Genomic DNA, 22,448 nt, shown 5'->3' with positions numbered 1-22,448 from the left:
GTTGGTACCCCCTTATAAAAAATCTTGCTGTTGATAACGATTAGTAATTCAATTTGTAGTTAGCCAAGTAATCGGCAATGCCATCGATTTGTTCGTCTGTCAGACCCAAATCTTTTGGAGCTGGCATTTTGTTGCCCGGTTTGACGGCTTGCGGATCTTCAAGCCATTCCTTGAGGTTTTCCTTCACCGGTTTGCCTCCGTCTTGACCCTCGTTCAGCAAGATACCCGCAACAGATTCACGCGAACCGATGCCGGTAAGGTTCGGGCCCACAGGACCGCCTTGGTCACCTACAGCATGGCAAGACAAGCAAGATTTTTTGAACGTTTCGGCCAGTGCCTGATCTTTAGGCAGAACCGCAGGCGCTTTCATTGCGGCAACCCATTTGTCAAACGCATCCGGGCTTACCGCCTTGACCTTGAATTCCATCAGCGCGTGCGAAGCCCCGCAAAGCTCGGCGCATTTACCGCGGTAAACGCCTTCTTTGTCGGTCTTGAAGCTGAATCTGTTAATCGTTCCATCCGGGTTGGTGTCCATTTTACCGGACAAGGACGGTACCCAGAAGGAGTGGAGAACGTCCGCCGTCTTCAGTTCGAAGGCAATGTTTTTGCCCGTCGGGATCATCAGTTCCTGAGCGGTTTTCACGCCGTATTGCGGGTATTCGAACTCCCACCAGTACTGGTGGCCGGTTACTTTTACCTGCACGGAACCCTTCTCATTGTAATGATCGTCGCCAAAAGCAAAAATCTTTTGCACGGTCGGTACGGCAAGAATGAATACCAGAACGAGCGGAATAACGGTCCAAATGACCTCCAGCTTGAAGTTGCCTTCCACTTGTTTCGGCACTTCCGTTTGTCCCTTTTTCCTGCGGAACTTAATCAAAACGTACACCGCAATTGCAAATACGACGATCAGGACGACGATCATGATCGTGATTGAAAGCTTCATCAAATCGTACTGTCCTTCCGCCACAGGCCCCTGTGGTCGTAATGCCGACAAGTCCTCGCGGCCGCACCCGGCTAAAAGCAGAGAAAACACTGCGAGCAAGGGAAGAAGTCGCTTTACAGCCTGCCACCGTTTCATCATTGATCTACCCCACTTTTTACATTTTCACAGGCGCCGCCAAAGAGGCACTAGGCGGTCTCATACCTGCGCTATAACGGATGTATTGCTACTGTCAACTAAAACAATCACCTATTTAATATAAGTTTAAGGTAATATTTTGTCAATGATTCTGACCTAGTTCACAAATTGTTCGAAAAGTGCTGAAAGTCGCGCCACGCAAGCATTTGCAATCGTTTTCGGACACGCTGCGCGGCCCCTTTCCCCCTTCCGTTTGCAACCATGTTATTCCCTTTTCGTATACCCATTTTTCCCTCTTTTCATTCACTTTTCCTCCGGATTCGTCCATCAAACCGTCACCAAATCGTCAAAATTCAACATCCGCGTCGAATGCGTTGCCGTTGTTTCAGGCTTTGGCAAGCCGAGCCTCGGGCTTTCGGCGGCAACAAAAAAGAAGCCTTCCGGCTCCTTGGTTTTTAAGCGGTAATGATGAAGGGTCCTTCCGGCGTGATCGCGACCGTGTGCTCGAACTGCACGCCGCAGGTGCCGTCCGCCGTCCGGATGGTCCAACCGTCGTCCTCCCACAAGACGGCTCCCGTCGATCCCAACGTAAAGATCGGTTCAACGGTAATGACCATGCCTTCGACGAGCCGGACTCCCTCCCCGCGCCGACCGTAGCTCGGCACATCCGGCGGTTCGTGAAGCCGTCTTCCGATGCCATGGCCGACAAGCGGCTTGACGACGCCGAAGCGGCCCTTTTTCGCCGCTTTTTCGATCGCGTGCCCGATGTCTCCGGTGGTATGGCCGATCCGGGCCTGGTCGATGCCGGCATAAAGCGCCTGCTCCGTTCGAAGCATCAGCCTCTGCTGCGGCCTGCCCAGCTTCCCGACGCCATAACTCCAGCCCGAATCCGCCAGCCAGCCGTCTTTGTTCACGACGATATCGATGGTGACCACATCCCCTTCGGACAACGGAACGTCGTTCGGAAAGCCGTGGCAGACGACGTCATTGACGGAAGAACAAGTGGCAAACGGAAAACCGCGGTACCCCTTTTGTTCCGGAACGGCACCGTGCTTTGCCAGATATTCTTCGACGAAAGCGTCAATTTGAAGCGGTGTGACCCCCGGAGCGATCCTCCGCGCAATTTCGCGGTGACACGCCGATAGAATGCGCCCCGCTTCGCGCATATACCCGATTTCTTCCTTGCTTTTCAAGCGGATCTCCATGCTGCTGCTCCTTTCGCCTACGCATACTGCTATCCGGAAGCGGATGGTACACTATATGCATCGGCGCGGGCATCCTGCAGCAGGTCTACAAAAAAAACCGTATTCGGCGTGAAGCTCGTTCACAGAATACGGTTCAAATATTTTACGTTATATTCAAAGTGATTAAGAAACGGAAGAATTCATTCTTCCCAGTTCATGTTCTACAACCGAGGTGAGTTCCTCTTCGTATCCTCCCATGATATGATACTTCCGGACATATTCCTTCACAAACTTCTTCGGATCCTTAGGCCGGAAAATCCGTGTCATTTCCCGCAGACTTTCTTTGACTTCGTTGTGACCTTTCGTTGCCATGATAGTTCCCTCCCAAGACACTTGAATGGATTGCTCCAATTAAGAGAATGCCGAAAAGACCTTACCTGACACCAAGAAGTAGTCATATGCAGTTATTAGGTTTGGGCTGAACGCTCCCGGCTGCTCGCTTCAAGGTTCTGTAATGGTACTTAACCTAAAAGCGTAAAAACTGAATCACTCCTTTCATTGTATCATATTCTTGCAAGGAATACAGCTTTCCAAAAAAATGAATAGATTAACTTTTTTTACATGATTAAAGAACGATAATAAGCCGGGTTTGGGCGATACGTTTCGGGCAAAAAGAAATCCCTGTATTTATCATCGTCCGATAGGGTTAAATCCATAATAAGAATGATTTTTCAGGGCATCATTTCAGCTTGAGGAGGTGGTCTTCGCGTGCTGCCCGTTTCGTTACCGGAGGAAGCCGGCTGCGATGTCCGTTTGCTGGACCAGGCCCACGCCAAAATCAACGAAGCCTTCCCGAAGATGCGAAGCTTCCTGGTTGCCCGGAGCGGCAAGCTCATTTACGAAAAATATTACGGGGGCCATGATGCCGGTTCGCTTAACGACCTGCGCTCCGCAACCAAAAGCTTCATCTCCGTCCTGACCGGAATCGCATCGGGGCAAGGTTTGCTTCCCGCATTGGACGAGCCGCTGCTCGGGCTGCTCCGGCATTATGCCGCAAAAGACGTCGACCCCGCCCTGCATCGGTCTTTGACCTTGCGCAGGCTCCTTACGATGACCACCGGCTTTGCGTGGCAGACCGGCAAAAAGCTGGGGGAGCCGATGATCCGCCGCCTGCACCGCAGCAAACGCTGGACCGCTTTTGCCCTTTCCCTGCCGGTGCTTCCCGATATGGTCGGCCGTTTTCAATACCGCAGCGTCGACACGCATCTGCTGTCCGTCATTCTCAGCGAATGCACGGGCATGGATGCGCATGCTTTTGCAAAAAGGAACCTGTTCGGACCGCTGGGCATCGGACCGTCGGAGTGGCTCGCCAGTCCCGAAAACCACAGCATGGGGCATGTCGGTTTGTTCCTCGCGTCGCGGGATATGGCCAAATTCGGAATGTGCTGCCTTCAAGGCGGCCGCTGGAACGGCGAGCAAGTCATCCCGGCCTCCTGGCTTGCGGAGGCCCTTCGCCCCCATGCCGAAGGATATCCCGCCTTTGGGGATTACGGGTTCAGCTGGTGGTGCGGCAAAATGAACGGCCAAACGTTCAGCTGCGCGCATGGGCACGGGGGCCAGCAAATTTACCTTTTTCCCGAAAAAGACACCGTTGTCGTGTTTACGGCCGACAGCAAGGTCAGCCGGTGGAAAAATCCGCGCCCGCTGCTGCAGGAATTCGTCCTGGAAGCCGTCGCCCAGGCCCCGTAGCCGGATAATCCCCGGCATGCCAGGGAAACTTAAGTATGCATGCGACGACAAGGATGCTTTTTTACACACCGATGAAGGAGGACTAATAAATGGGCGATAAAAACAAAGCCATGCTGCCGATTTCCCGCGAGGAGGTCGAGGTGGACGGCGTTTATACCAACGAATGGGGCCGTGAAGAGGTGCTGCACCGGGGTGAAAACTTCCCTGCCGATCCGATCATGGGAACGACCGAATGGCAGCTCAGCGAGTTTCTGTTCGATAACCATCACGAAGGCCGGACGGACGAGCGCCTGGTGCCTAAAGAAAACGATACCGATAAAATCGGGAAAATCACGCATCCGCGCAGACAGCAGCAAGGCGGGGACGCACAATAATCAATATAGCGAAAAAGCATCCCGGCTTCCGGGATGCTTTTTATGTTTGCATACCTTTCATAACTTGTCTCAGCCGGACATATGTTTATACAACAATCCCGCGCAAGACAAGGAGTGTGCATACCATGTCCCCTTTTTTCAAATCGTCGACGGGCCTGCCCGAAAATATCTCCGCCTCCCTCTGCTATTTGTTCGCTTTTATCGGCGGCATCGTGTTTCTCGCGCTGGAGAAGCGCAGCCGCTTCGTCATGTTCCATGCGCTGCAATCCGTCCTTGCCTTCGGCGCGGTCATGATCGCCCATGTACTGTGCGGGTTCATCCCCTTGATCGGTCCGCTCATCGCCGGTCTTCTTTCCATCTTGACGCTGGTGATGTGGATCGTCCTTTTATTCGCTTCCCTGCAAGGAAAATGGCTGAAGCTGCCTTGGATCGGCGATTTGGCCGAGAAACAGCTGCATCATCTATGAATTCCTTCTCCCCTGCATTTCCTGATTCCCTTTTGCCTCCCGAGTTCTTACAATGAAAGCATGGGTTTCATTGAGACGATGGGGGAGACAGAAAATGTATTTGTTCGTGATCAATAAAAAGTCCGGCAACGGCAACGGCTACCGGACCTGGATCAAAATCAGGGCCGCTCTCGACGCGCGCTTGATCCGCTACCGGCACGTATTCACCGAAAGCGCCGGCCAGGCGGAGGACGTGGTCGCCGCCACGCTATCCGAGCCCGAACATTGGCTTGGCGTTGCCGTCATCGGCGGCGACGGCACGATTCACAGCGTGCTGCCGGCCCTGAAGGAGTTCGGGATGCCGCTTGCCGTCATTCCCGCCGGCTCGGGCAACGACACGGCGCGCGGCTTCGGCATCCCGCATGATCCGTTGTCCGCCCTCGACATCATGCTTGCAGGCCGGACCCGGGCCGCGGATTTGATCGCGACGGCAAACGGGCTGACTTTGACGGCACTGGCCATCGGTTTCGACGCGCAAGTAGCCGAAAACGTCAATGCCAGCCTTTATAAAAAGGTATGCAACTTTTTCAGGGTCGGCCGGGCCGCCTACCTCGTGGGCATCCTGCATACGCTGCTGACCTTTAGGCCGTGCGGCGTCACCGTCGCCTGCGACGGGGTGACGGGCGCTTATCCGAATGCGTGGCTTACCGCCATTTCCAACGTCAGCAGTTACGGAGGCGGACTGCAGATCTGTCCGGATGCCCACCCGGGGGACGGCCAGCTCGATATTTGCATCGTGCACGGCTGCTCGCGGCTGCAGCTTCTGCGCCTGTTCCCGACGGTGCTAACCGGAAAGCACGTCAACCTGCCGTTCGTGACGTTTTTGCGCGGCCAAGCCATTTCCGTCGAATTCGATCAGCACAGGCTTGCGCTGGGGGACGGGAAAAACCTGTCCGCGGGGCCGCTGGATATCACAGTTGAGCCGAACGCTTTACGGGTATATGCCGCATAACTTAAGCCATCATCGTTTTTTTTCATAAAAAAAGGGGCAAGCCCGCTTACGCGGCTTGCCCTTCTTTCATGGCTGCGTCCTTCGATCCGGAGAGCGCGCCGCCCTTAAGACCGTTAAACAACAAGTTGAGAACGATCGCCGTGACGCTTCCGGCCACGATGCCGTTATCGACGAGAATGCGGGCCCAATCCGGCAGCGCCGCAAACAATTCGGGATGAACACTCACGCCCAGTCCCATTCCGACCGAGCAGGCGATGATAAAGAGGTTTTCGAACTTGTTCAGGTCGACCTGGCCTCCCAGCATGCGGATGCCGGAAGACACGACCATGCCGAACAGGGCGACCATCGCGCCGCCGAGCACCGAAGTCGGAACCAGCTGCGTCAAGGCCGCGATTTTCGGAACGAATCCGATGACGATCAGAATCCCCCCGGCCACGACGATGACGTCCCTCGTTTTCACGCGGCTCATTTGAACGAGGCCGACGTTTTGCGAGTACGTGGTGTACGGGAAGGAGTTAAACAATCCGCCAAGCACGATCGCCAAGCCTTCGGCCCGGTAACCCCGTGCCAGATCCTTGGAGGAAACGTCCTTGTCGACGATTTTGCCGAGAGCCATAAATACGCCCGTCGACTCGGCGATGCTGACGATGGATACCAGGATCATCGTAATGATCGCGGAGGCATGGAACGTCGGCGTTCCGAAATAGAACGGTCTGACGGCATGGAACCAGCTTGCTTCCTTCAGCGGCGTCAAGTCCACATGCCCGGCCAGCGCGGCGACGAGCGTGCCGATAATAAGTCCGATCAGTACCGATATGGAGCGGATAAAACCTTTGGCGAACCGGTTCATCAAAACGATGAACAGCAGCACCCCGAAACCGAGCCCGAGGTTCAGCAGGCTTCCGAACTCCCCTGCCGCCTTCGCGCCGTCCCCGCCGCCGAGATCGTTCAGCGCCACCGGAATGAGCGTGACCCCGATGACCGTAACGACGGACCCGGTAACGACCGGCGGGAAAAAGGCGATCAATTTGCCGAACAGCCCCGAAAACAAAACGACGAAAAGACCTGAAGCGATGATCGCGCCGTAAATGGCCGATACTCCGTCTTTCATGCCGATGGCGATCATCGGCGACACCGCCTGGAACGCGCAGCCGAGCATGACCGGAAGCCCGATGCCGAAAAACTTGTTGCCCCATACTTGAAGCAGCGTCGCCAAACCGCAGGCCATCAAATCGATCGAAATCAGGTAAGTCAGCTGCTCCGTCGTAAAATTGAGCGCTCCCCCGACGATCAGCGGCACGATGACCGCGCCCGCGTACATGGCAAGCACGTGCTGAATGCCTAACGAAAAGGTTTTGAATGGATTTCTTGTCTTCGTCGGTTCCATACGGATTTCATTCCTCCCGAAGTTTTGGATTGGATTCTATGCAAACGTAACGGTGCCGTTGTCGAGGGCGGCGATGCGGACGAGCGACTCCACATGGTAGCCCGCTTCTTTCAGCAAACGGCCGCCCGGTTGGAACGCTTTTTCGATGACGATGCCGATGCCGGCCACTTCCGCTCCCGCCTGCTCCACGATGCGCGCAAGGCCGAAGGCCGCTTCCCCGTTGGCCAGGAAGTCGTCGATGATCAGCACGCGCTCCCCTGGCTGCATGAACTTGCGGGAAACGGTAATTTCGTTCGTTTCCTGCTTCGTAAACGAATATACCTTTTCCACGTAAATGTCCTCGCGAAGCGTCAGGGACTTTTGCTTGCGGGCGAAAATGAGCGGAACCTCCAGCTCAAGCGCCGTCATGATGCCTGGCGCGATGCCCGAGGATTCGATCGTCAGCACGCGGTCGATTTTTTGTCCCGCAAACAGCCGTTTAAACTCCTTGCCCACCTCTTTCATCAACACCGGATCCATTTGGTGGTTCAGGAACGAATCGACCTTGAGCACCTGATCGCTAAGCACGATCCCTTCCTTCATGACTTTCTCCTTCAGCAGCTGCATTGTTTTTTCTCCCTCCAAAGTTCTTTCTTTCAAGGCATTGCAATCTCCGTCGGCGGCTTCCCCGGAAACCCGGCAAAAGACGATCCGTCGCGATTCGGCCATTCCCTGCCATGTCATGACAAAAAAAGCCCGCCTCTTCCGGGAACTGCCTTGCTGGCAGGACACGAAACCGGGCGGACTTACGGTAACAAACGAAAAGACGCCGGGACGTTGGCCCGGGTTGCTTGTTATTCCCGTAGTCCGATCATTTCCGGTGATCGGGTAGAGACATGCAGGCCCATTCCTGCACATATACGAGAAACCTATGAAAATTTGCAAAAACGTATTAGACAATGCATGAAGTATACCGCAAAACCGGGCCAAAAATAAAGAGGTATTTGATGGAGGACGCAAAAAACGCAAAAAATCGGCCGTTTCTGCTGATTTCGGCGCGAATCTCGTTTATACTTTAGTGGCATGTTTCATACTGGTCAGCAGATAGATTCGAAAACATCGGGAGGGAAGCGCATTGAAGGGCTTTTTAAAAGAATTCAAGGAATTTGCCGTCCGCGGCAACGTGGTTGACCTGGCGGTCGGCGTCATCATCGGGGGCGCATTCGGCAAAATCGTTACGTCGGTCGTCAACGACATCGTAATGCCGCCGATCGGGCTGCTTTTGGGGGGCGTGAATTTCGGTCAACTGATCATTCCGCTTAAACCAAATCTAACGCTACCAAACGGAAATCCCATACACACGTTAAAGGAAGCCCAAGATATCGGCGCCCCGGTCATCGCGATCGGCCAGTTCATCAACGTCGTGATCGATTTCTTGATCGTGGCTTTCTGTATATTCCTGCTCGTTAAAGGCATCAACTGGCTGAAACGGGAGAAAAAAGAGGAGCAGCCGGAGCCGGAAAAAACGACGAAGGAATGTCCGTATTGCCTTTCCGAGATCCCTTTGGCCGCTACCCGCTGCGGACACTGCACTTCGATGCTTGAAGGCTCGCCGGAGCACGGCTAAAAGCCGCCCGTTACGGCTGCCGGCTAATAAGACCAAGTCCGAATATCAGGTCGCAAAGGCCGTTAGGCTACAGGCCTAGCGGCCTTTGCGGCAGCAGCGTAGTGACGACCTTTTTCAAATCCCGGTCTTCGGTGTATTTGGCTTCCCCGGTGTCCAGCTCGAGGACCCGAATGTGGTCGAACGTCTGGCCGGCCGCCGTGGGCGTAAACAGCAGCTTATCGGGATCCGCCAGCGCCACGTGGTAATTCATGTCCTTAAACATGTCGATGAGCTGCCCGGTATCCGGCGTTTTGCCCTTTTCGACGAAAAGCAAACCGCGCAGGCGTTTGGTCTCCTGTTTGTATTTCACTTCAAAGCGGACGATGCATTCCATGCTCGTTCTCTCCTTTTTTTATAAGCTATCGTACAGATGCGGACGTTGAGCCGGAATCGATGTTCATAAAACCCCGGAGGTGCATCCATGAGTCAGGAATTATTCGATATATATGATGAACACGATCGCAAAATCGGTACCGCGCCCCGGGACGAGGTGCATGCCAAAGGCTATCTCCACCATTCCTTCCACTGCTGGATCGTCAGGGATACGCCGGAGGGCCGGCACATTTTGTTCCAGAAACGGCAGGACAGCAAGGATACCTTTCCCGGGCATTTCGACATTACGGCTGCCGGGCATCTTTCCGCGGGAGAAACCGTCGAAGACGCCATTCGGGAAGTCGAGGAAGAGCTTGGCATCCCGGTCCGGATGGACCAGCTGACCTCCCTCGGGACGATCGACCATTACGCGGAAGGCACGGCGGGCGGCAAATCGTTTATCGACAGGGAAAAATGTTACGTGTTCGGGCTGCTGCACGATGTTCCGCTCACCGCTTACCGCTTGCAGGAAGAAGAGGTCGCGGGATTGTACGAAGCCCGGCTGGACGACGCCATCGCGCTGTTCGAAGGCCGCAGGGACGCCATTCCGGCGACGGGAATCCCGTCGTTCCGGGAAGGGCAGGCCGCCCCGGAAACGTTCCCCGCCACGCTAAGCATACATCAATTCGTGCCGCATAAATATGACGATTATCTCAATGTGTTCCAAAAGTTAAAGCATCTGCGGCCGGATGAAAAATAAAACGCTAAAAACAAAAGGGCGCCCCCGGCGTCCTTTTTCAATCCCCGAAACCTATGAACTTCAATGACAGGCGCCCCGGCTTCAAGCGCCGAAGGGAGCCCCGCTCGACAACTTGCCTTGGGCGGCCGGCGGACGCGTCTTGCGCCCGCAGCCCGCCTAGTCCCGACCGGAATCCTTCGGTTGGTCCGGCCCGATGTATTTGCTGTAGATCCGCTCATACCGCGGACCGTATCGTTCCGACAGCTCCTCGCCGATATCCTGCTCCAGCTCGTAAAGCACCATTTCCTGCGTAAAATGATGCAGCAGCAGCTCGACCATGACCGGATGCTCCGTCACCAGCCCTTGCGTCGTGCAGTCGTCCCCCCGCATGCCCAGCATGCACCAGCGGCGGTCGATGACAAACGAAAATCGGCGTCCCGAGGCCGCCCCGCCCTTCCGGTGCCCGAACGAAAGCCAAGGAAGGAAACGGCTGCCGGCCTCCTCGCTCATGCAGGACCACAGCAGCTTGACGCCGCGTCCCTCCGCTTCTTCCAGGCCCTGCCTGAGCAGCGCCGCTTCCTCGCGCCAGACGTCGACGACGATTTCGTATTCGGCCCGCTCCATCTCCCGGGAGAGCGTCTCCAGCACGTTGCGCTCGCCCTCCACGCTGTAGAACGGCTGCTGCTCCGATTCCACTCTCGGCATTCTGGTCTCGATAAACGCGAGCGATTCCTTGACCTGGCCGGAGATCATCCGCGTCAGTTCCTCAGGCTTCAGCATACTGTAGCGGACCGGCTCCCCCGCGCTCCGGCGCAAAAATCCATGCTGCGCGAGGCGCTGCAGGGCGGCGTAAACGTTGGATCTGGAAACGCCGAGCCCTTTTGCCACCTCGTAACCCGAGGAAGGGCCCTTGCCGGCCAACTCCACCATTATTTTTGCTTCCATCTCGGTGAAGTTCAAATTCCGCAGATGCTGTAGCAATTGTTCCATTCTTCTGTCCTCCCAAGCTGCCAAACCCTTGCGTTAGTCGTTAAATGATTGATATCGTGGCCGATAGGCATTGTGCCGTTTAGATCTGTTCCGCTCCGCATCGAGGGCACCATTTCGATCCCTTCGGCAGATCGGCGCGGCAGATTTGGCACTTCACCGAATCGCGCTGGGATGCTCCAGCCGCCTCGGTCTTACCGTCGTTGTTTTCTTTCCAGAACCGGATCCGTTCATCCAATTCCAGCTGACGTTCGCGTTCCCGCTCCAGCTCCTCCGCCTGGCGGCGTTCCCGTTCATCGGCGAAGTCTTCTTCTTGCGGCTCCTTCCAGTCGTTGCCCCCCGGAAAATCGTACAAGCTTTCCGCGGCGGCTCCGGCTTCTTCCTTGTCAAACGCCAGCTCGAATTCGAAATCGTCGTCATCCTGGACGACCGGTTCCCTGTAAATTTTGGTTTCGCCGAAGTCTTCGTCCTCGAATTTGGCGGCTGCGGGCGGTTTGCGCCCTTCGTCGCGCGCGCTTGCCGGCGCTTCGCCTTTCAGGCTTCTGCCGCAGGAAGGACAGAAATTGGCGTCCAGCTCGACCGTGCGCCCGCATTTGCACAGCTTTTCGTTTTTCAGCTCCGCGATCCGGCGGCGCAGCTGCTCGATCTCCTCCTGCAGCCCGTCGCAGGTTTTGCAATGTTTGAGCATCTCTTTTTCGGCCAGCGTCATGTCCTCCTCGCTGTACCCCTCATAAAAAACGCGTCCCATTTCCATGAAATGAAATTGCATCTCTTTTTCGACGTCGGCAATCTGGTTGTTCAGCTTGCTGATTTCCACGGCGCCCTGCGCCTTTTCCGTCGCCCGGTTCGCTCCGTCCTTAAGCCTTTGCAAAATTTTCATTGATTTCTCCTCCAGTTCCCCAATTGATCATCTCGTGTATGAATCCATATTAGGCCCGGCAAGCCATGCAGCGCTTGTCCATTGGTACAAGCCTATGTTTAATAGCGTCGTTTTTTGTTGGATGACATCAAAACTTCATGCTACAAAGATACCATGCCTTGGCTTTGCTGTGAAATGTGCGAAAAGACTCTTCTTTGGCCTTCTCTGCCCGCCGCCGCTCGGGTTATAATGGACTGCATGCGGTTTAGGGTGCTTATATCATACCAAATTTCATGTGCCACTGCTAAAAAAGCAATCGATAACTTCAATATTTTCAGACATAAGGAGGGTGCAGCCATGGTAAACACGCAGCTGACGCCGACAGGCGTTCCAGCCCAAGTGCCGGCTTCGGCCGCGCCTCCGCAGGCCAAAACCGCACCTACGCTGACCAGCCGCGAGCTGGTCAAAAACGATGAACCGGACGCCTTCTTCTTCCGCGAGCTGGAGAATAGCGGCATCCTGCTGAATGCGCCGCAAATCAAGGCCGTACGGCACGGGGAAGGCCCGATGCTGATCCTCGCCGGGGCCGGCTGCGGCAAAACGACGGTGCTCGCGGCGCGAACCGCTTACCTGCTTGCGGTCCGGCGCGTGCCGGCGTCCGGTATTTTGCTCGTGACGTTCACGAGCAAAGCGGCGCGCGAAATCAAGGAGCGAATCGCCCGCATGCCCGGCGTCGGACCGGCCGCCGCCCATGCCGTCGAAGCCAGGACGTTCCACTCTTTCGCCCTTCTGATGCTGCGGCGGAATGGATGCAAGGAGCAGATTTTGGGCGAATTCGGCGCCCAGCACACCATTATGAAAATGATTCTGAGGCGGCTGGGTTCCGCCCAGACCTTCCAGCCCGAAACGCTGCTTGCCGCTTTGTCGGCATGGAAAATGCAGGGGAAAGGCGCCGACGAGCTCCCGGACCGAACGGACGATGAAGCGGCGGTAAAGAATATTCTGACAGCCTATGAAGACTGGAAGCAGGAGCGGAATCTATGGGATTTCGACGACATCCTGCTGCAGCTGCGGCGGCGCATGGATGACCGCCTGTTCCTTAAACGGCTGCAGAACCGGTACGCTTGGATTATGGTCGACGAGTTCCAGGACACGAACCTGATTCAATACGAGCTGGTGCAATATCTCGCTGCGGCGCACCGCAACCTCGCCGTGGTCGGCGACGACGACCAGACCATATATACGTTTAACGGAGCGCGCCAGGAGTCGATTTTGGAATTCGACAAGCTGTATCCCGAAAGCAAAATCGTCACGCTCGATATCAATTACCGGAGCGACAGCCGAATCCTGGGGCTCGGCGGCGCCATCGTGCGCCATAACCGGGCCCGCCGCCCGAAGGATCTCAAGGCTGCGGGCCCGTCCGGGCGGATGCCGCAATATGTCCGGCCTTCCCATCCCGAGGAGGAAGCCGCGTGGGTCGTGGATCATCTCGCCCGCCAGGTGCGGAGCGGCAAAGCCGCGTATAAGGATATCGCCATTTTGCACCGGACCGCGGGCAGCAGCCGCGCCGTTCTGGAGCAGCTGCTCATGCGCGACATTCCGTTCGTGCAATACGGCAGCCAGGCCGTGTTTTACGACCAGCCGCTGATCAAGCCGCTGATGGACCATTTGCGGCTCAGCCTGAATCCGCGCCGAATGGAGGCTTTGCCGGGCGCGCTCGGCCCGCTTTACGTGCCCAGGGAAGAAGGCCATGCCTTCATTCTGGCGCAGGAAAAGGAAACCCGGAAGAAATATCCCCTTATTCATCTGACGCGCTGGAGCAGGCTGCAATCGTTCCAGCAGGACGCCGTGAAAGAGCGGATCCGGCTGATCAAATCATTGAAAGCGATGAAGCCCGCCTATGCGCTTCAGGAAATGCGCCGCCTTTTTTACGATAAATACGTGCAGGCGGGCGATCCCCTTGTATATACGCAATACAGGGACATGTTTCTCGATTCGCTCGAGGAACTCGAAAGCGCCGCGGCGCGTTTTGATTCGGTGGAGCGGTTTGTCGCTTATGCGGACGAGCTGTCCTTGCGCCATGCCCGAATGGAGGCGCTGAAGGACAAAAACGAAGGCGATGCCGTCCAGCTCATGACCATCCACCGGGCCAAAGGGCTTGAATTCCCGTACGTTTATTTGATCGGGGCCAGCGAAGGCATTCTCCCGCACAGCACGGCCCTGAAAGACAAACCGCCGGAGGAGCTCAAAGCCGTCCGTCCCGAAGCGGCGGAGGAACAAATTTATGAGGCGGCCCTGGAAGAGGAGCGAAGGCTCGCTTATGTGGCCGTGACCCGGGCCAAGGAGCGGCTGTACATCAGTTCGCCGGCCTATTACCACAGCAAACCTGCCGCACCGTCGCGGTTTTTGCTGGAGGCCTACGGCATCAAACCCGCCAAGGAATCCACATCCGCTTCGACCCGCCCTGCCGCGGGTTCCAAGCAGCGTACCCGGCAATAGCTGTCGGGAATGCCCGCTGCCGGTGGCGGGGGAATGACCAGAAATCTGGCGGTTAGTTAAAAAAAGGCAGCCGACTGAAAGAAATCGGCTGCCTTTTTGTATGGACGTAAATATTCGCTAAAGTTCGTAAATATCTTTTGCTTCTATATAGGTTTTGGCGCTATTCGGGCATGTTTCCCGATCTCGTTCCCGCTTCAAAAGAGGGGATCACATTGTCATACATCAGATGCAGCATCATGCCGACGGCAGCATGGTCGAGTATATGACAGTGATCCATCCACATACCCGAGTTGTCGGCAGTAAATGCCACCTCATACGTTTCGTCCGGATTGACGTTTAATGTATCGGTTACCCAAGGCGTCTCGACGCTTTTCCCGTTTTTCTTCAATACCGTCATATGATGTCCGTGAAGATGCATCGGATGCTCGGAGAGGCTTTTATTGATGAAGGTCGTTTTGATTTTCTCGCCTTCCTTGACGACAAGAGTAGGCGTATGGGGATAAACTTCTCCGTTAATGGTCCAAAGATAGTTGAATTTTCCGTTGTAAAATCCCATCCTGTTTCCCAATATCATCGTAAATTCCCTATCGAACCCAGTCGCAGCAGTCCATTCATTCACGGCAGGCTTTCCGTACCGGGACGGATCAAACAGGCTGGATTCCGTTAGAAACCGGATGGTGTCCGGCGGAGCATCGCCGTAAAAAAGGATACCCGGTCCCTCGGCATCCGTAGATTCGCCCAATTTCAAAAGCACCGGATGATCCGGCATCGTAAAAGAGACGTCGTATCTTCCGCCGGCCGCCAGTCTGAATGCGGTTTGATCCGACAAAGACTCCGGCTGCTGAATGGGAGTACCGTCAATACTCGTGATTTTATAATCGCTCCCTTGCAACAAATACTTCTGGGATTGATTATTGGCATTGATGAGCCTCAGCTTGATGATCTTCCCCGGCTCCACCTGCTTCCTTTGTATACGATCCTGATCCCCAAAAGCCGTCCGCTCCCCTTGATCGGTATTCCAGTTATGATTGATGAGCGTGACCTCTTCATCGTAGCGGATCGTCTCCTTTTTGGGTTCAACGATAAAAGACCCGAACAGACCGTTGCGTACTTGCTCTGCCGCCTGCTGGTGGGAGTGGAACCAATACGTCCCCGCTTGTTCGGCGCGAAACTTATAAGTGAAGGATTCCCCGGGATTGACAACGTTTTGGGTCATGCCGGGCACGCCGTCCATGGCGTTCGGCACATCGTATCCATGCCAATGGATCGTTACTCCTTTATCGATATTCTTGTTGATCAGCTTTACTTCTACCATATCTCCTTGCTGCGCTCTTAGCTCGGGAGCCACCTCCCCGTTATATGTCCATGCTTCGACCACGGCACCCGATGCAAGCGTCATTTCCCGCTTCTGCGCGACGAGCAGATACGCAATATCCGCAGGAACAGAAACGTCTCCCGTAAGCGCCGATACTTCCACCATATTTGCATGGTTATGATGTCCGGACATCATCATGGTCGGCGTACCGCTTCCTTCGTCCATCCATTGATGATTCATCATATCCGAAGCCTCCGGCAGTTTCGACGCATTAAAGTCTGCCCAAGCCTGAACGACCACGACCGCAATGGCTACGATCGCCGTCGCCGCACCCGACACCGAGAACTTCAACAGCCTTTTCCAAAAAGGAGCCGCAGTGAATGCCCCCTTCAGAATCGCCTGATGTCTCCTGATGACGAAAAAGGAAGGGGTAACCTGAACGAGGAGAAACAGAACAATCATCTGTGCCGTTTCGAGCAGGCTCGGAAGGGTCGGTTGCGAAAAAATCGTATGAAAAGCCGCAATGCCTGAAGCGAAAGCTGCCGCATAGGGCGGGATCACGAGCATGGGATGGCTTGTTTTGATCAGCGTATCGGAAGGCCATTTGTCGGGACTGGATGCTCGAAAGCTTCTTAAGCGGGGGAGCGTGTACAAAACCACGGGGATATAACCGATCAACATGATGGGAAAAATCGATTTGACGATGCCCTCAACGAACAACCAGCCGCACCTAACGTATAGGCTGGCGATCAGGATGCACCATAACAAGGCCATTGCAAGACCGATATAACTTATGCAGCGCAATAGCATTCCCCAGACTTTCAGCCGGCGATGACTTTGAACGTACGGGAGCCCCGCGGCTCCCGTACCGACGATAAACCATAGTGCCGTCATCGCATAGGTTAGCATCATACTTGCAATCGTTTCGAACATTGCTTTTTCCTTTCCACCGTCAAAATAGCCGGGTATCTTCAATAAAATTTATTTGCTGAGCTTCGTAAATATTTTTTGCATGAGGCTCGGGCCCGAGATCCGGCTATTCTGGAAAGCGGCTATCTTCCACTCGCCGTTTTGTTTGACGGCAACATTCGTATTTATCGAATCCCTTTTCTTCGGGGCTGTTTTTTGCCACTTGAGTTTGACGACGCCGAGTCCATGAAAAATCGCGATGTCCGGTGTCACGAAACGGATTTTCTTAATCTCGCCTTCCAGCGTCGATCCCTTTAATACGCTGTTCCAAAGCTCTTGATGCGTATCGGCAATCGCTTTTCTTCCTTGCAGATGCTCCCCCTGAAACGTGACATAGTCGGCATCCTCCGTGAAACATGCGCCGTAAGCCTCTCCGTCTCCTTTGCCCCAAGCCAGCTTCATCTTCTCAAACAAGCTTTCAATTTCTTTCATTTGGTTGCGATTTTCCATGTTCATTCACTCTCCCTTTGTTATTTACCGCCTGTAACGCGGATTTCTTCGCCATTTACGAAACTGTTTGCCGTCGATCCCAAATAAACGATCAAATTAGCGACATCTTCCGGGGTCCCCATTCTTTGGGTCGGAAACGATTGGGCGTATTCTTCGAGCATCTGTTGCGGGAACGCGTGCGACACCCATTCGGATAACGTTAATTCGGGAATAACCACATTGGAATAGATCCCATCTGAAGCCAGCTCTACCGCCAAGGTGCGGCTGAATCCGTGCAAAGCTGCTTTAGCGGTTACGTTGGCGGATTCATTCGGTTTGCCGCTGTAAACCAGGCTGGAAGAAACATGAATCAGTCGCCCCCATCCCCCCTGCTTCATAAGCGGAACGGCCGCTTTCGTAATGAGGTACGTCCCCTTGACGGTCTGATCGATGACGGAAAACCACGCCTCGTTCTCAAGATCCTCGATCGGCGCTTCTTGCCCCCAATGCACGGCATTATTCACAAGCACATCCAATCGGCCCCTCTCTTCCTTCACTTGATTGATGACCCGGTGGATGCTTTGCTCGTCATTCAAGGATAGCTGGACCGCCTGGGCAGAACCTCCGGACATGTGAATATCGTCGATCGTTCGGTCCGCCTCGCTGCGATTCCTCAAATAGGTAATGTAGACGTGAGCGCCTTCTGCAGCGAACTTCCGGGCGGTCGCTCTGCCAATTCCCCGTGAACCCCCGGTAATCAAAACCACTTTCCCACGTAAACCGTAATCCATCCGCAGTACCCTCCATCAATTAAAATTTTTTACTTTTTTCTCCATAAGGAAATCCAAAAATCAAGTCATCGCTTGCAAACTCCGTACCACCGTTTTCTTTCACATCATTTCGCCCTCATTGGCTCTTACGCGGATCATATTTGGCGATCATGCAGCCTTATGGTATACTTGTGGCATATTACCTTTGCGAATAAAGTTTCTTAATCAATCACTTATCTTTGTCGATTATTTATCTTAACCGATTAAGATAAATTTATAATAACTTGGAGGTTAGATAATGTCAAGAGATCATTCCCATCTTTTTTCAGACCTTACTCCGTTGCAACAGGATCTGGTTTACGAATTACGCCAAAACAGCGCGCGGGCGGTGATGCTGCATCAACTCATTTCCGAAAAATTGGGGTTGAATGCAACCGACCACAAGTGCCTGGATTTTTTGAATCGCACCGGACCCGTTACCGCCGGTCAGCTGGCTGAATTAACGGGACTAACCACAGGCGCTGTGACCAACGTGATCGACCGATTGGAGCAGGCCGGTTATGTCGTTAGGGATAAGGACCCGAAAGATCGGCGGCGCGTCGTAGTCAAACCTGCCGAAGGCAGCTCGTCCCGAATCTCTCCCCAGTTCGAGTCGATCATGCAGTCGACGCTTCAGATCCTTTCGCGGTACGATGAGGAACAAACGCGTTTGATCCTTGAATTTATCCGGCTATGCAATGACATGACGTTGGCTGAAATGGAAAAAATGAAGAATCAACCTTAAAAGCGCCGCCCGTACTGTACAGCAAAAACCCTTGAGCTTTCCCCAAAAACGGGATGCTTAAGGGTTTTTCTTCGTTGAGGTTTATCAACCTCATGAGCCGATGTTTCGAATATAACCGCTGCTTTCAGATATCTTTTGGTAAATGACGAAGATCCGCAATTCCCATATGACGCTTTTGCCATGGGTCCGTCTTTTCAGGTAAAATAAGTGTAGAGGATCGGAGCATGCATCCGGTCGCAAGGCACATCAAAAAAAGCAGATATAGGAGAACCGACCATTGAAAGAAGAATCGAATCATCAGCTTGCAGTGGGCTCTGTCACCCTGAAGGATTTGGAAAAGCTTGATATCGAGAACAATTTGCTGAACCAATTCAATGAATGGAAAAGGCTTCCGATGCTTTATAAGCTTGCCCTGGAGGAGCTCCAAAATAAGATCAAACTCATCAAGACCGAGCTGAAGCTTCAAGACGGCTACAGTCCGATCGAACATATCAAGGTCCGGATCAAGGAACCCAAAAGCATTATCAATAAACTGGAGCGCAAGGGCATCGAGTTTACGCTGGACAATATTTTGAACCATATTCACGATATTGCCGGCATGCGGATCGTGTGCGCTTTCGTGCAGGACATTTACCGTCTGCTCGATCATTTTTCGCATCGGGACGATATTCGCATCATCGAAATCAAGGATTACATCGCCAATCCAAAACCTAACGGTTACCAGAGCCTGCATGTCATCGTCGAGGTCCCGCTCATTTTGTTCGAAGGCACGCGCTGGATGAAGGTCGAAATTCAAATGCGGACGTTAGCGATGGATTTCTGGGCCAGCATGGAACATATCATTTTTTACAAATACGATAAACAGGTTCCGCGCCACGTCGTGACCGAATTGAAGGAAGCGGCCGTGGCCGCGGATAAGCTGGATCATCAAATGCTTCGCTTGCGCGACGAAATCCTGGCGTCGGCCGGGGAGTATTATCCGCAGGAATTGCAGGAAGTGCAGGAGGAATAGGGCAGAAATTTCCCCGTGTGCTCCATGAACGACAGCGGGACGAAACGTCATCGTTGCAAATCGAGTAGAAGGGGGCGGCAAACCCCCGTCCTCTCACACCACCGTACATGCGGGTCCGCATACGGCGGTTCCAAAAGGTTAACGAAGTTCCAAGTAACGAGAAAGCAAACTTTTCAGCCCTTTCGCTTCCCAATAGGTTGTCGGAAGGGCGTTATTTATGTTTCGGGACATTTCCCAAGCTCCTTTGCGGGAGTTGGCCATCATAAAAGCGGCCCATTCTGGCACGCCCAGGGCGCGGAGTTCTCGAATACGTGTACGCACTCGCTTCCATTGTTTCCATAAGCACATGCGCAGTCTTCTTCGAATCCATTTGTCGAATCTCTCGCAGTGGCCCTTGGCAGAAGCTATCCGGAAGTATCCAATCCATCCCATGAGGTAGCGGTTCAATTTTAAAATTCGCTCTTCCATCGATATGGACCGGGAACGATTCGTTAGCTCCCGGACTTTCTCCTTCAATCGGGAGATCGTCTTAGGGGACAGACGAATCGTCGCCTGTCTATTCCTCAGAAAGCTAAAACCAAGAAATCTCCGATTCCACGGCCTGTCTACGGCACTTTTGTCCCGATTCACCTTCAGTTTCAACTTTCCTTCTACATAGTGAGTTATCGATCTCATGACACGTTCACCTGCCCGTTTGCTTGCGACAAAGATATTGCAGTCGTCCGCATAGCGGACGAAACACAAGCCTCGCTTGGTGAGTTCTTTATCCAGATCATCCAGCAGAATGTTTGCCAGCAGCGGGCTCAGCGGACCGCCTTGGGGGGTTCCTTCCTCTGTCTTTTGGCAAACTCCGTTTTCCATCGCTCCGGCACTCAGGTAGGCTCGGATCAGCTTCAGTACTCGCTTGTCCTTCACCTTCCGCGCCACCCTTGCCATGAGCATGTCGTGATTCACTTGGTCAAAGAACTTCTCCAGGTCCAGATCTACGACCCATCTTCGGCCGCTTTGGATGTACCGCTGCGCTTGCTTCACCGCGTCATGCGCCCGCTTTCCGGGTCTGAAGCCGTAGCTGTACCACGAGAAGTCTGCGTCGAATATCGGATTCATCACTTGCAGAAGCGCTTGCTGGAGGAAACGGTCCATCACGGTCGGGATGCCCAGCAGCCGTACGCCGCCTCCGGGTTTGGGGATTTCCACCCGTTTGACTGGCGCCGGCCGGTAGGTTCCCGCCAGAAGTTCGGCTTTCACCGTTTCCCAGTGGGTTTTCAGGTAAGCTTGTAGCTCGGCTACCGTTACGCCGTCCACACCAGGAGCTCCCCCGTTTTGAACCACTCGTTTGTAGGCGAGCCGAAGGTTATTTCCTTCGAGCATCTTCTCCAGCAAGTCGTTTTGATCTCCGCGAGGGGAAGGGGCGACTTGTGCCGGTGAAGAGCTCGGCGCTCCAACATACCCTTGCGGCTTCACCGCTCCTCTTTGTCGGCAGCTCCCTTGCGGGATATTCGGCTTTCTTTGCTCCTCACTCGAACGCATCGGTTTCCTCTCTCCTTTCGGTTCGGTCCTTCCGCTTTCCGGCGTCCCGTACTCACGTACTATGACCTCTGCTGACTCCTGCGGGTTCAGCGCAACCTCTCGGTTACGGTTACGAAGTGACTTCGCATTTTTTTTCCTCCCGCAGGCCTCCCCAGATAAGAACGTCATCTTTCCGCCCGCGACCACTGGAGTTTACAGAAATAGCTCTTGGCGGCTTGGGATTTCGCTGTGTTCGGGCAGCTCATCCGGCTATCCCTGCCTCAAATCCAGTTCGTGTACCTTGGCCCGTGCTTTTGCCTCCGGCTTCCTTCGGATTCTGCCTCGCGGCAGACACCCTTGCCCTTAGCTAACGGTAGGCGCTCGCCAGCCCCCGTTCGGGACTTTCACCCTAGAGATGACGCCCATGCTGGGCGTACCAAAAAAGGACGGATCAGGCTAACATGCCTGTCCGTCCTTTTCCTATATCCAAGGAAGCGATACCTTCCATCCTCTTGCCTACAGCTTGATATTCGCCTCGTCGAAATACTCCTCCAGCGTCAGGCCGCTTTTCGCCACGTCTTCCGCCAAGTCCACGCCGATGTACCGGATATGCCACGGCTCGTACACATACCCCGTAATGTCCTCGCGGCCTTTAGGATACCGGATCACGAAGCCGTATTCCGGCGCATGCTCGGCAAGCCACTTGCCTTCCGGCGAGTCGCCGAACGTTTCCTCCAGCTCATTGTTGACGCTCGGGCTGGATACGTCGATCGTCAGGCCGGTCTGATGCTCGCTCGTTCCCGGCACCGCGCTTACGCGGGAAGCATATTCTTCGCCTTTGGTCCGTACGTTGTTTTCGTAAATGGATTTTTGCCGCTTGTACGAACGGTACCCCGAGACCGCCCGAAGCTCGATGCCGTCTTCTTTCGCGCCCGCAAACAGCTTTTCGAGGGCCTCAGCCGCCTCTTTGCGCATATGCCGTTTCTCGTGCGGCCCATCGAAGGAAAACGGCACGTTCGGCTCCACAAGGTCGGACGGTTCGTATCCTTCCGGCAGGCTCCGCTGCTTGTTGACGATGACCGTCATCGCCTCCGGATTCGTGACCACTTCTTTTCCGTCCTCTTCCTTGATCGTCGCCTGCAGCGAGCTTTCGCTGCGTTTTTGCATGACGGGATCCGCCGGAACCTGATTTTCCTGTTCGCTGCTTCCCGCCCCTTTCAGGGCTTGTCCCTGCTCGCTGCCGGAACCGCCGGTCTTCTCGCAGCCGCTCAGCACGGCGGTCGGAAGCACAAGCGCGGTTACCAGCAGGCACGTCCATAATCCCTTTTTCCATGTTTGCATGCTCATGTCCATTCTCCTAACTCTGCCTTGCCAGTCATTTATGTC

22 protein-coding genes and 1 riboswitch are annotated in these 22,448 nt (G+C 54.4%); of the genes, 9 read left to right on the top strand and 13 right to left on the bottom strand.

The window, feature by feature from the left end:
• Positions 1–40: 40 nt before the first annotated feature.
• The 3 genes from coxB to NYE48_RS03060 form a co-directional block, all read right to left on the bottom strand.
• Positions 41–1,084, bottom strand: coding sequence for a cytochrome c oxidase subunit II (gene coxB / locus NYE48_RS03070; protein ID WP_036708780.1), 1,044 nt, complete (start codon positions 1,082–1,084; stop codon positions 41–43).
• Between the two features lie 452 nt (positions 1,085–1,536).
• Positions 1,537–2,286 carry a type I methionyl aminopeptidase gene (map, locus tag NYE48_RS03065; RefSeq protein ID WP_036708778.1) on the bottom strand — a complete coding sequence of 250 codons (750 nt, stop codon included), beginning with the start codon at positions 2,284–2,286 and terminating at the stop codon, positions 1,537–1,539.
• 162 nt (positions 2,287–2,448) lie between these two features.
• The gene (locus NYE48_RS03060) at positions 2,449–2,637 is read right to left on the bottom strand and encodes a hypothetical protein (RefSeq protein WP_036651115.1); all 189 of its coding nucleotides are present in this window, start codon (positions 2,635–2,637) and stop codon (positions 2,449–2,451) included.
• 396 nt (positions 2,638–3,033) lie between these two features.
• On the opposite strand from NYE48_RS03060, the gene NYE48_RS03055 reads away from it, so the two are divergent.
• From NYE48_RS03055 to NYE48_RS03040, 4 genes are all read left to right on the top strand, one after another.
• Positions 3,034–4,014 (top strand): serine hydrolase domain-containing protein, encoded by a 981-nt coding sequence (locus NYE48_RS03055; protein ID WP_340996811.1) that lies wholly within the window; start codon positions 3,034–3,036, stop codon positions 4,012–4,014.
• Between the two features lie 89 nt (positions 4,015–4,103).
• Entirely contained in the window at positions 4,104–4,388 is a 285-nt protein-coding gene (locus NYE48_RS03050; protein WP_036708775.1) for a hypothetical protein, read from the top strand.
• Between the two features lie 125 nt (positions 4,389–4,513).
• On the top strand, positions 4,514–4,855 hold the full coding sequence (locus NYE48_RS03045; RefSeq protein WP_212952979.1) for a DUF4870 domain-containing protein: 342 nt from the start codon (positions 4,514–4,516) through the stop codon (positions 4,853–4,855).
• A 94-nt stretch (positions 4,856–4,949) separates the two neighbouring features.
• Positions 4,950–5,846 carry a diacylglycerol/lipid kinase family protein gene (locus NYE48_RS03040; protein WP_340996807.1) on the top strand — a complete coding sequence of 299 codons (897 nt, stop codon included), beginning with the start codon at positions 4,950–4,952 and terminating at the stop codon, positions 5,844–5,846.
• Positions 5,847–5,892: 46 nt separating this feature from the next.
• Here the strand turns inward: NYE48_RS03040 and NYE48_RS03035 are convergent, their stop codons facing one another.
• Positions 5,893–7,233, bottom strand: coding sequence for a nucleobase:cation symporter-2 family protein (locus NYE48_RS03035; RefSeq protein WP_036708772.1), 1,341 nt, complete (start codon positions 7,231–7,233; stop codon positions 5,893–5,895).
• Positions 7,234–7,269: 36 nt separating this feature from the next.
• Complete coding sequence (locus NYE48_RS03030) at positions 7,270–7,839, bottom strand: xanthine phosphoribosyltransferase (protein WP_212952972.1); 570 nt, start codon at positions 7,837–7,839, stop codon at positions 7,270–7,272.
• 216 nt (positions 7,840–8,055) lie between these two features.
• Positions 8,056–8,156, bottom strand: a riboswitch (purine riboswitch).
• A gap of 191 nt (positions 8,157–8,347) precedes the next feature.
• Here NYE48_RS03030 and mscL point away from each other — a divergent pair.
• Positions 8,348–8,839 carry a large conductance mechanosensitive channel protein MscL gene (gene mscL / locus NYE48_RS03025; RefSeq protein ID WP_212952969.1) on the top strand — a complete coding sequence of 164 codons (492 nt, stop codon included), beginning with the start codon at positions 8,348–8,350 and terminating at the stop codon, positions 8,837–8,839.
• A 67-nt stretch (positions 8,840–8,906) separates the two neighbouring features.
• Here mscL and NYE48_RS03020 read toward each other — a convergent pair whose 3' ends face one another.
• Positions 8,907–9,212, bottom strand: coding sequence for a hypothetical protein (locus NYE48_RS03020; protein WP_212952966.1), 306 nt, complete (start codon positions 9,210–9,212; stop codon positions 8,907–8,909).
• Positions 9,213–9,299: 87 nt separating this feature from the next.
• On the opposite strand from NYE48_RS03020, the gene NYE48_RS03015 reads away from it, so the two are divergent.
• On the top strand, positions 9,300–9,950 hold the full coding sequence (locus tag NYE48_RS03015) for an NUDIX hydrolase (RefSeq protein ID WP_212952963.1): 651 nt from the start codon (positions 9,300–9,302) through the stop codon (positions 9,948–9,950).
• Between the two features lie 156 nt (positions 9,951–10,106).
• Here the strand turns inward: NYE48_RS03015 and NYE48_RS03010 are convergent, their stop codons facing one another.
• Both NYE48_RS03010 and NYE48_RS03005 read right to left on the bottom strand, forming a co-directional pair.
• A complete protein-coding gene (locus NYE48_RS03010) occupies positions 10,107–10,919 on the bottom strand; it encodes a TrmB family transcriptional regulator (RefSeq protein ID WP_212952960.1) in 813 nt (270 codons plus the stop codon).
• Positions 10,920–10,998: 79 nt separating this feature from the next.
• A complete protein-coding gene (locus NYE48_RS03005; protein ID WP_036708757.1) occupies positions 10,999–11,796 on the bottom strand; it encodes a hypothetical protein in 798 nt (265 codons plus the stop codon).
• A gap of 336 nt (positions 11,797–12,132) precedes the next feature.
• Here NYE48_RS03005 and NYE48_RS03000 point away from each other — a divergent pair, with 336 nt between their 5' ends.
• Positions 12,133–14,274 (top strand): ATP-dependent helicase, encoded by a 2,142-nt coding sequence (locus NYE48_RS03000; RefSeq protein WP_340996801.1) that lies wholly within the window; start codon positions 12,133–12,135, stop codon positions 14,272–14,274.
• 160 nt (positions 14,275–14,434) lie between these two features.
• Here the strand turns inward: NYE48_RS03000 and NYE48_RS02995 are convergent, their stop codons facing one another.
• From NYE48_RS02995 to NYE48_RS02985, 3 genes are read right to left on the bottom strand one after another with little or no spacing between them, the layout of a single operon-like run.
• A complete protein-coding gene (locus NYE48_RS02995) occupies positions 14,435–16,522 on the bottom strand; it encodes a multicopper oxidase family protein (protein ID WP_340996799.1) in 2,088 nt (695 codons plus the stop codon).
• Positions 16,523–16,570: 48 nt separating this feature from the next.
• Complete coding sequence (locus NYE48_RS02990; protein WP_052146911.1) at positions 16,571–17,008, bottom strand: SgcJ/EcaC family oxidoreductase; 438 nt, start codon at positions 17,006–17,008, stop codon at positions 16,571–16,573.
• 20 nt (positions 17,009–17,028) lie between these two features.
• Complete coding sequence (locus NYE48_RS02985) at positions 17,029–17,778, bottom strand: SDR family NAD(P)-dependent oxidoreductase (protein ID WP_340996798.1); 750 nt, start codon at positions 17,776–17,778, stop codon at positions 17,029–17,031.
• A gap of 277 nt (positions 17,779–18,055) precedes the next feature.
• Between NYE48_RS02985 and NYE48_RS02980 the strand changes: the two genes are divergently transcribed.
• A complete protein-coding gene (locus tag NYE48_RS02980) occupies positions 18,056–18,541 on the top strand; it encodes a MarR family winged helix-turn-helix transcriptional regulator (protein WP_036708747.1) in 486 nt (161 codons plus the stop codon).
• Between the two features lie 394 nt (positions 18,542–18,935).
• On the top strand, positions 18,936–19,553 hold the full coding sequence (locus tag NYE48_RS02975) for a GTP pyrophosphokinase (protein ID WP_081992265.1): 618 nt from the start codon (positions 18,936–18,938) through the stop codon (positions 19,551–19,553).
• A 138-nt stretch (positions 19,554–19,691) separates the two neighbouring features.
• Here NYE48_RS02975 and ltrA read toward each other — a convergent pair whose 3' ends face one another.
• Together ltrA and NYE48_RS02965 are read right to left on the bottom strand one after the other, a co-directional pair.
• Positions 19,692–21,083, bottom strand: a complete 1,392-nt coding sequence (gene ltrA / locus NYE48_RS02970) for a group II intron reverse transcriptase/maturase (protein WP_340996795.1) — start codon at positions 21,081–21,083, stop codon at positions 19,692–19,694.
• Positions 21,084–21,578: 495 nt separating this feature from the next.
• Positions 21,579–22,403: a M15 family metallopeptidase gene (locus tag NYE48_RS02965; protein WP_373316214.1), complete on the bottom strand. Its 825-nt coding sequence runs from the start codon at positions 22,401–22,403 to the stop codon at positions 21,579–21,581.
• Positions 22,404–22,448 lie beyond the last annotated feature (45 nt).

The organism is Paenibacillus sp. FSL M7-1455, assembly GCF_038004655.1.
Classification (GTDB): Bacteria; Bacillota; Bacilli; order Paenibacillales; family Paenibacillaceae; genus Paenibacillus_AQ; species Paenibacillus_AQ cookii.
The sequence above is the reverse complement of the archived record's forward strand: the minus strand, read 5'-3'. Positions and strand labels throughout refer to the sequence as shown.

What these genes read in the sequence shown, in the direction of transcription:
- coxB (WP_036708780.1), bottom strand. Translation starts at nt 1,084, where the DNA reads ATGATGAAACGGTGGCAGGCTGTAAAGCGACTTCTTCCCTTGCTCGCA.
- map (WP_036708778.1), bottom strand. Translation starts at nt 2,286, where the DNA reads ATGGAGATCCGCTTGAAAAGCAAGGAAGAAATCGGGTATATGCGCGAA.
- NYE48_RS03060 (WP_036651115.1), bottom strand. Translation starts at nt 2,637, where the DNA reads ATGGCAACGAAAGGTCACAACGAAGTCAAAGAAAGTCTGCGGGAAATG.
- NYE48_RS03050 (WP_036708775.1), top strand. Translation starts at nt 4,104, where the DNA reads ATGGGCGATAAAAACAAAGCCATGCTGCCGATTTCCCGCGAGGAGGTC.
- NYE48_RS03045 (WP_212952979.1), top strand. Translation starts at nt 4,514, where the DNA reads ATGTCCCCTTTTTTCAAATCGTCGACGGGCCTGCCCGAAAATATCTCC.
- NYE48_RS03040 (WP_340996807.1), top strand. Translation starts at nt 4,950, where the DNA reads ATGTATTTGTTCGTGATCAATAAAAAGTCCGGCAACGGCAACGGCTAC.
- NYE48_RS03035 (WP_036708772.1), bottom strand. Translation starts at nt 7,233, where the DNA reads ATGGAACCGACGAAGACAAGAAATCCATTCAAAACCTTTTCGTTAGGC.
- NYE48_RS03030 (WP_212952972.1), bottom strand. Translation starts at nt 7,839, where the DNA reads ATGCAGCTGCTGAAGGAGAAAGTCATGAAGGAAGGGATCGTGCTTAGC.
- NYE48_RS03020 (WP_212952966.1), bottom strand. Translation starts at nt 9,212, where the DNA reads ATGGAATGCATCGTCCGCTTTGAAGTGAAATACAAACAGGAGACCAAA.
- NYE48_RS03015 (WP_212952963.1), top strand. Translation starts at nt 9,300, where the DNA reads ATGAGTCAGGAATTATTCGATATATATGATGAACACGATCGCAAAATC.
- NYE48_RS03010 (WP_212952960.1), bottom strand. Translation starts at nt 10,919, where the DNA reads ATGGAACAATTGCTACAGCATCTGCGGAATTTGAACTTCACCGAGATG.
- NYE48_RS03005 (WP_036708757.1), bottom strand. Translation starts at nt 11,796, where the DNA reads ATGAAAATTTTGCAAAGGCTTAAGGACGGAGCGAACCGGGCGACGGAA.
- NYE48_RS03000 (WP_340996801.1), top strand. Translation starts at nt 12,133, where the DNA reads ATGGTAAACACGCAGCTGACGCCGACAGGCGTTCCAGCCCAAGTGCCG.
- NYE48_RS02995 (WP_340996799.1), bottom strand. Translation starts at nt 16,522, where the DNA reads ATGTTCGAAACGATTGCAAGTATGATGCTAACCTATGCGATGACGGCA.
- NYE48_RS02990 (WP_052146911.1), bottom strand. Translation starts at nt 17,008, where the DNA reads ATGGAAAATCGCAACCAAATGAAAGAAATTGAAAGCTTGTTTGAGAAG.
- NYE48_RS02985 (WP_340996798.1), bottom strand. Translation starts at nt 17,778, where the DNA reads ATGGATTACGGTTTACGTGGGAAAGTGGTTTTGATTACCGGGGGTTCA.
- NYE48_RS02980 (WP_036708747.1), top strand. Translation starts at nt 18,056, where the DNA reads ATGTCAAGAGATCATTCCCATCTTTTTTCAGACCTTACTCCGTTGCAA.
- NYE48_RS02975 (WP_081992265.1), top strand. Translation starts at nt 18,936, where the DNA reads ATGCTTTATAAGCTTGCCCTGGAGGAGCTCCAAAATAAGATCAAACTC.
- ltrA (WP_340996795.1), bottom strand. Translation starts at nt 21,083, where the DNA reads ATGCGTTCGAGTGAGGAGCAAAGAAAGCCGAATATCCCGCAAGGGAGC.
- NYE48_RS02965 (WP_373316214.1), bottom strand. Translation starts at nt 22,403, where the DNA reads ATGCAAACATGGAAAAAGGGATTATGGACGTGCCTGCTGGTAACCGCG.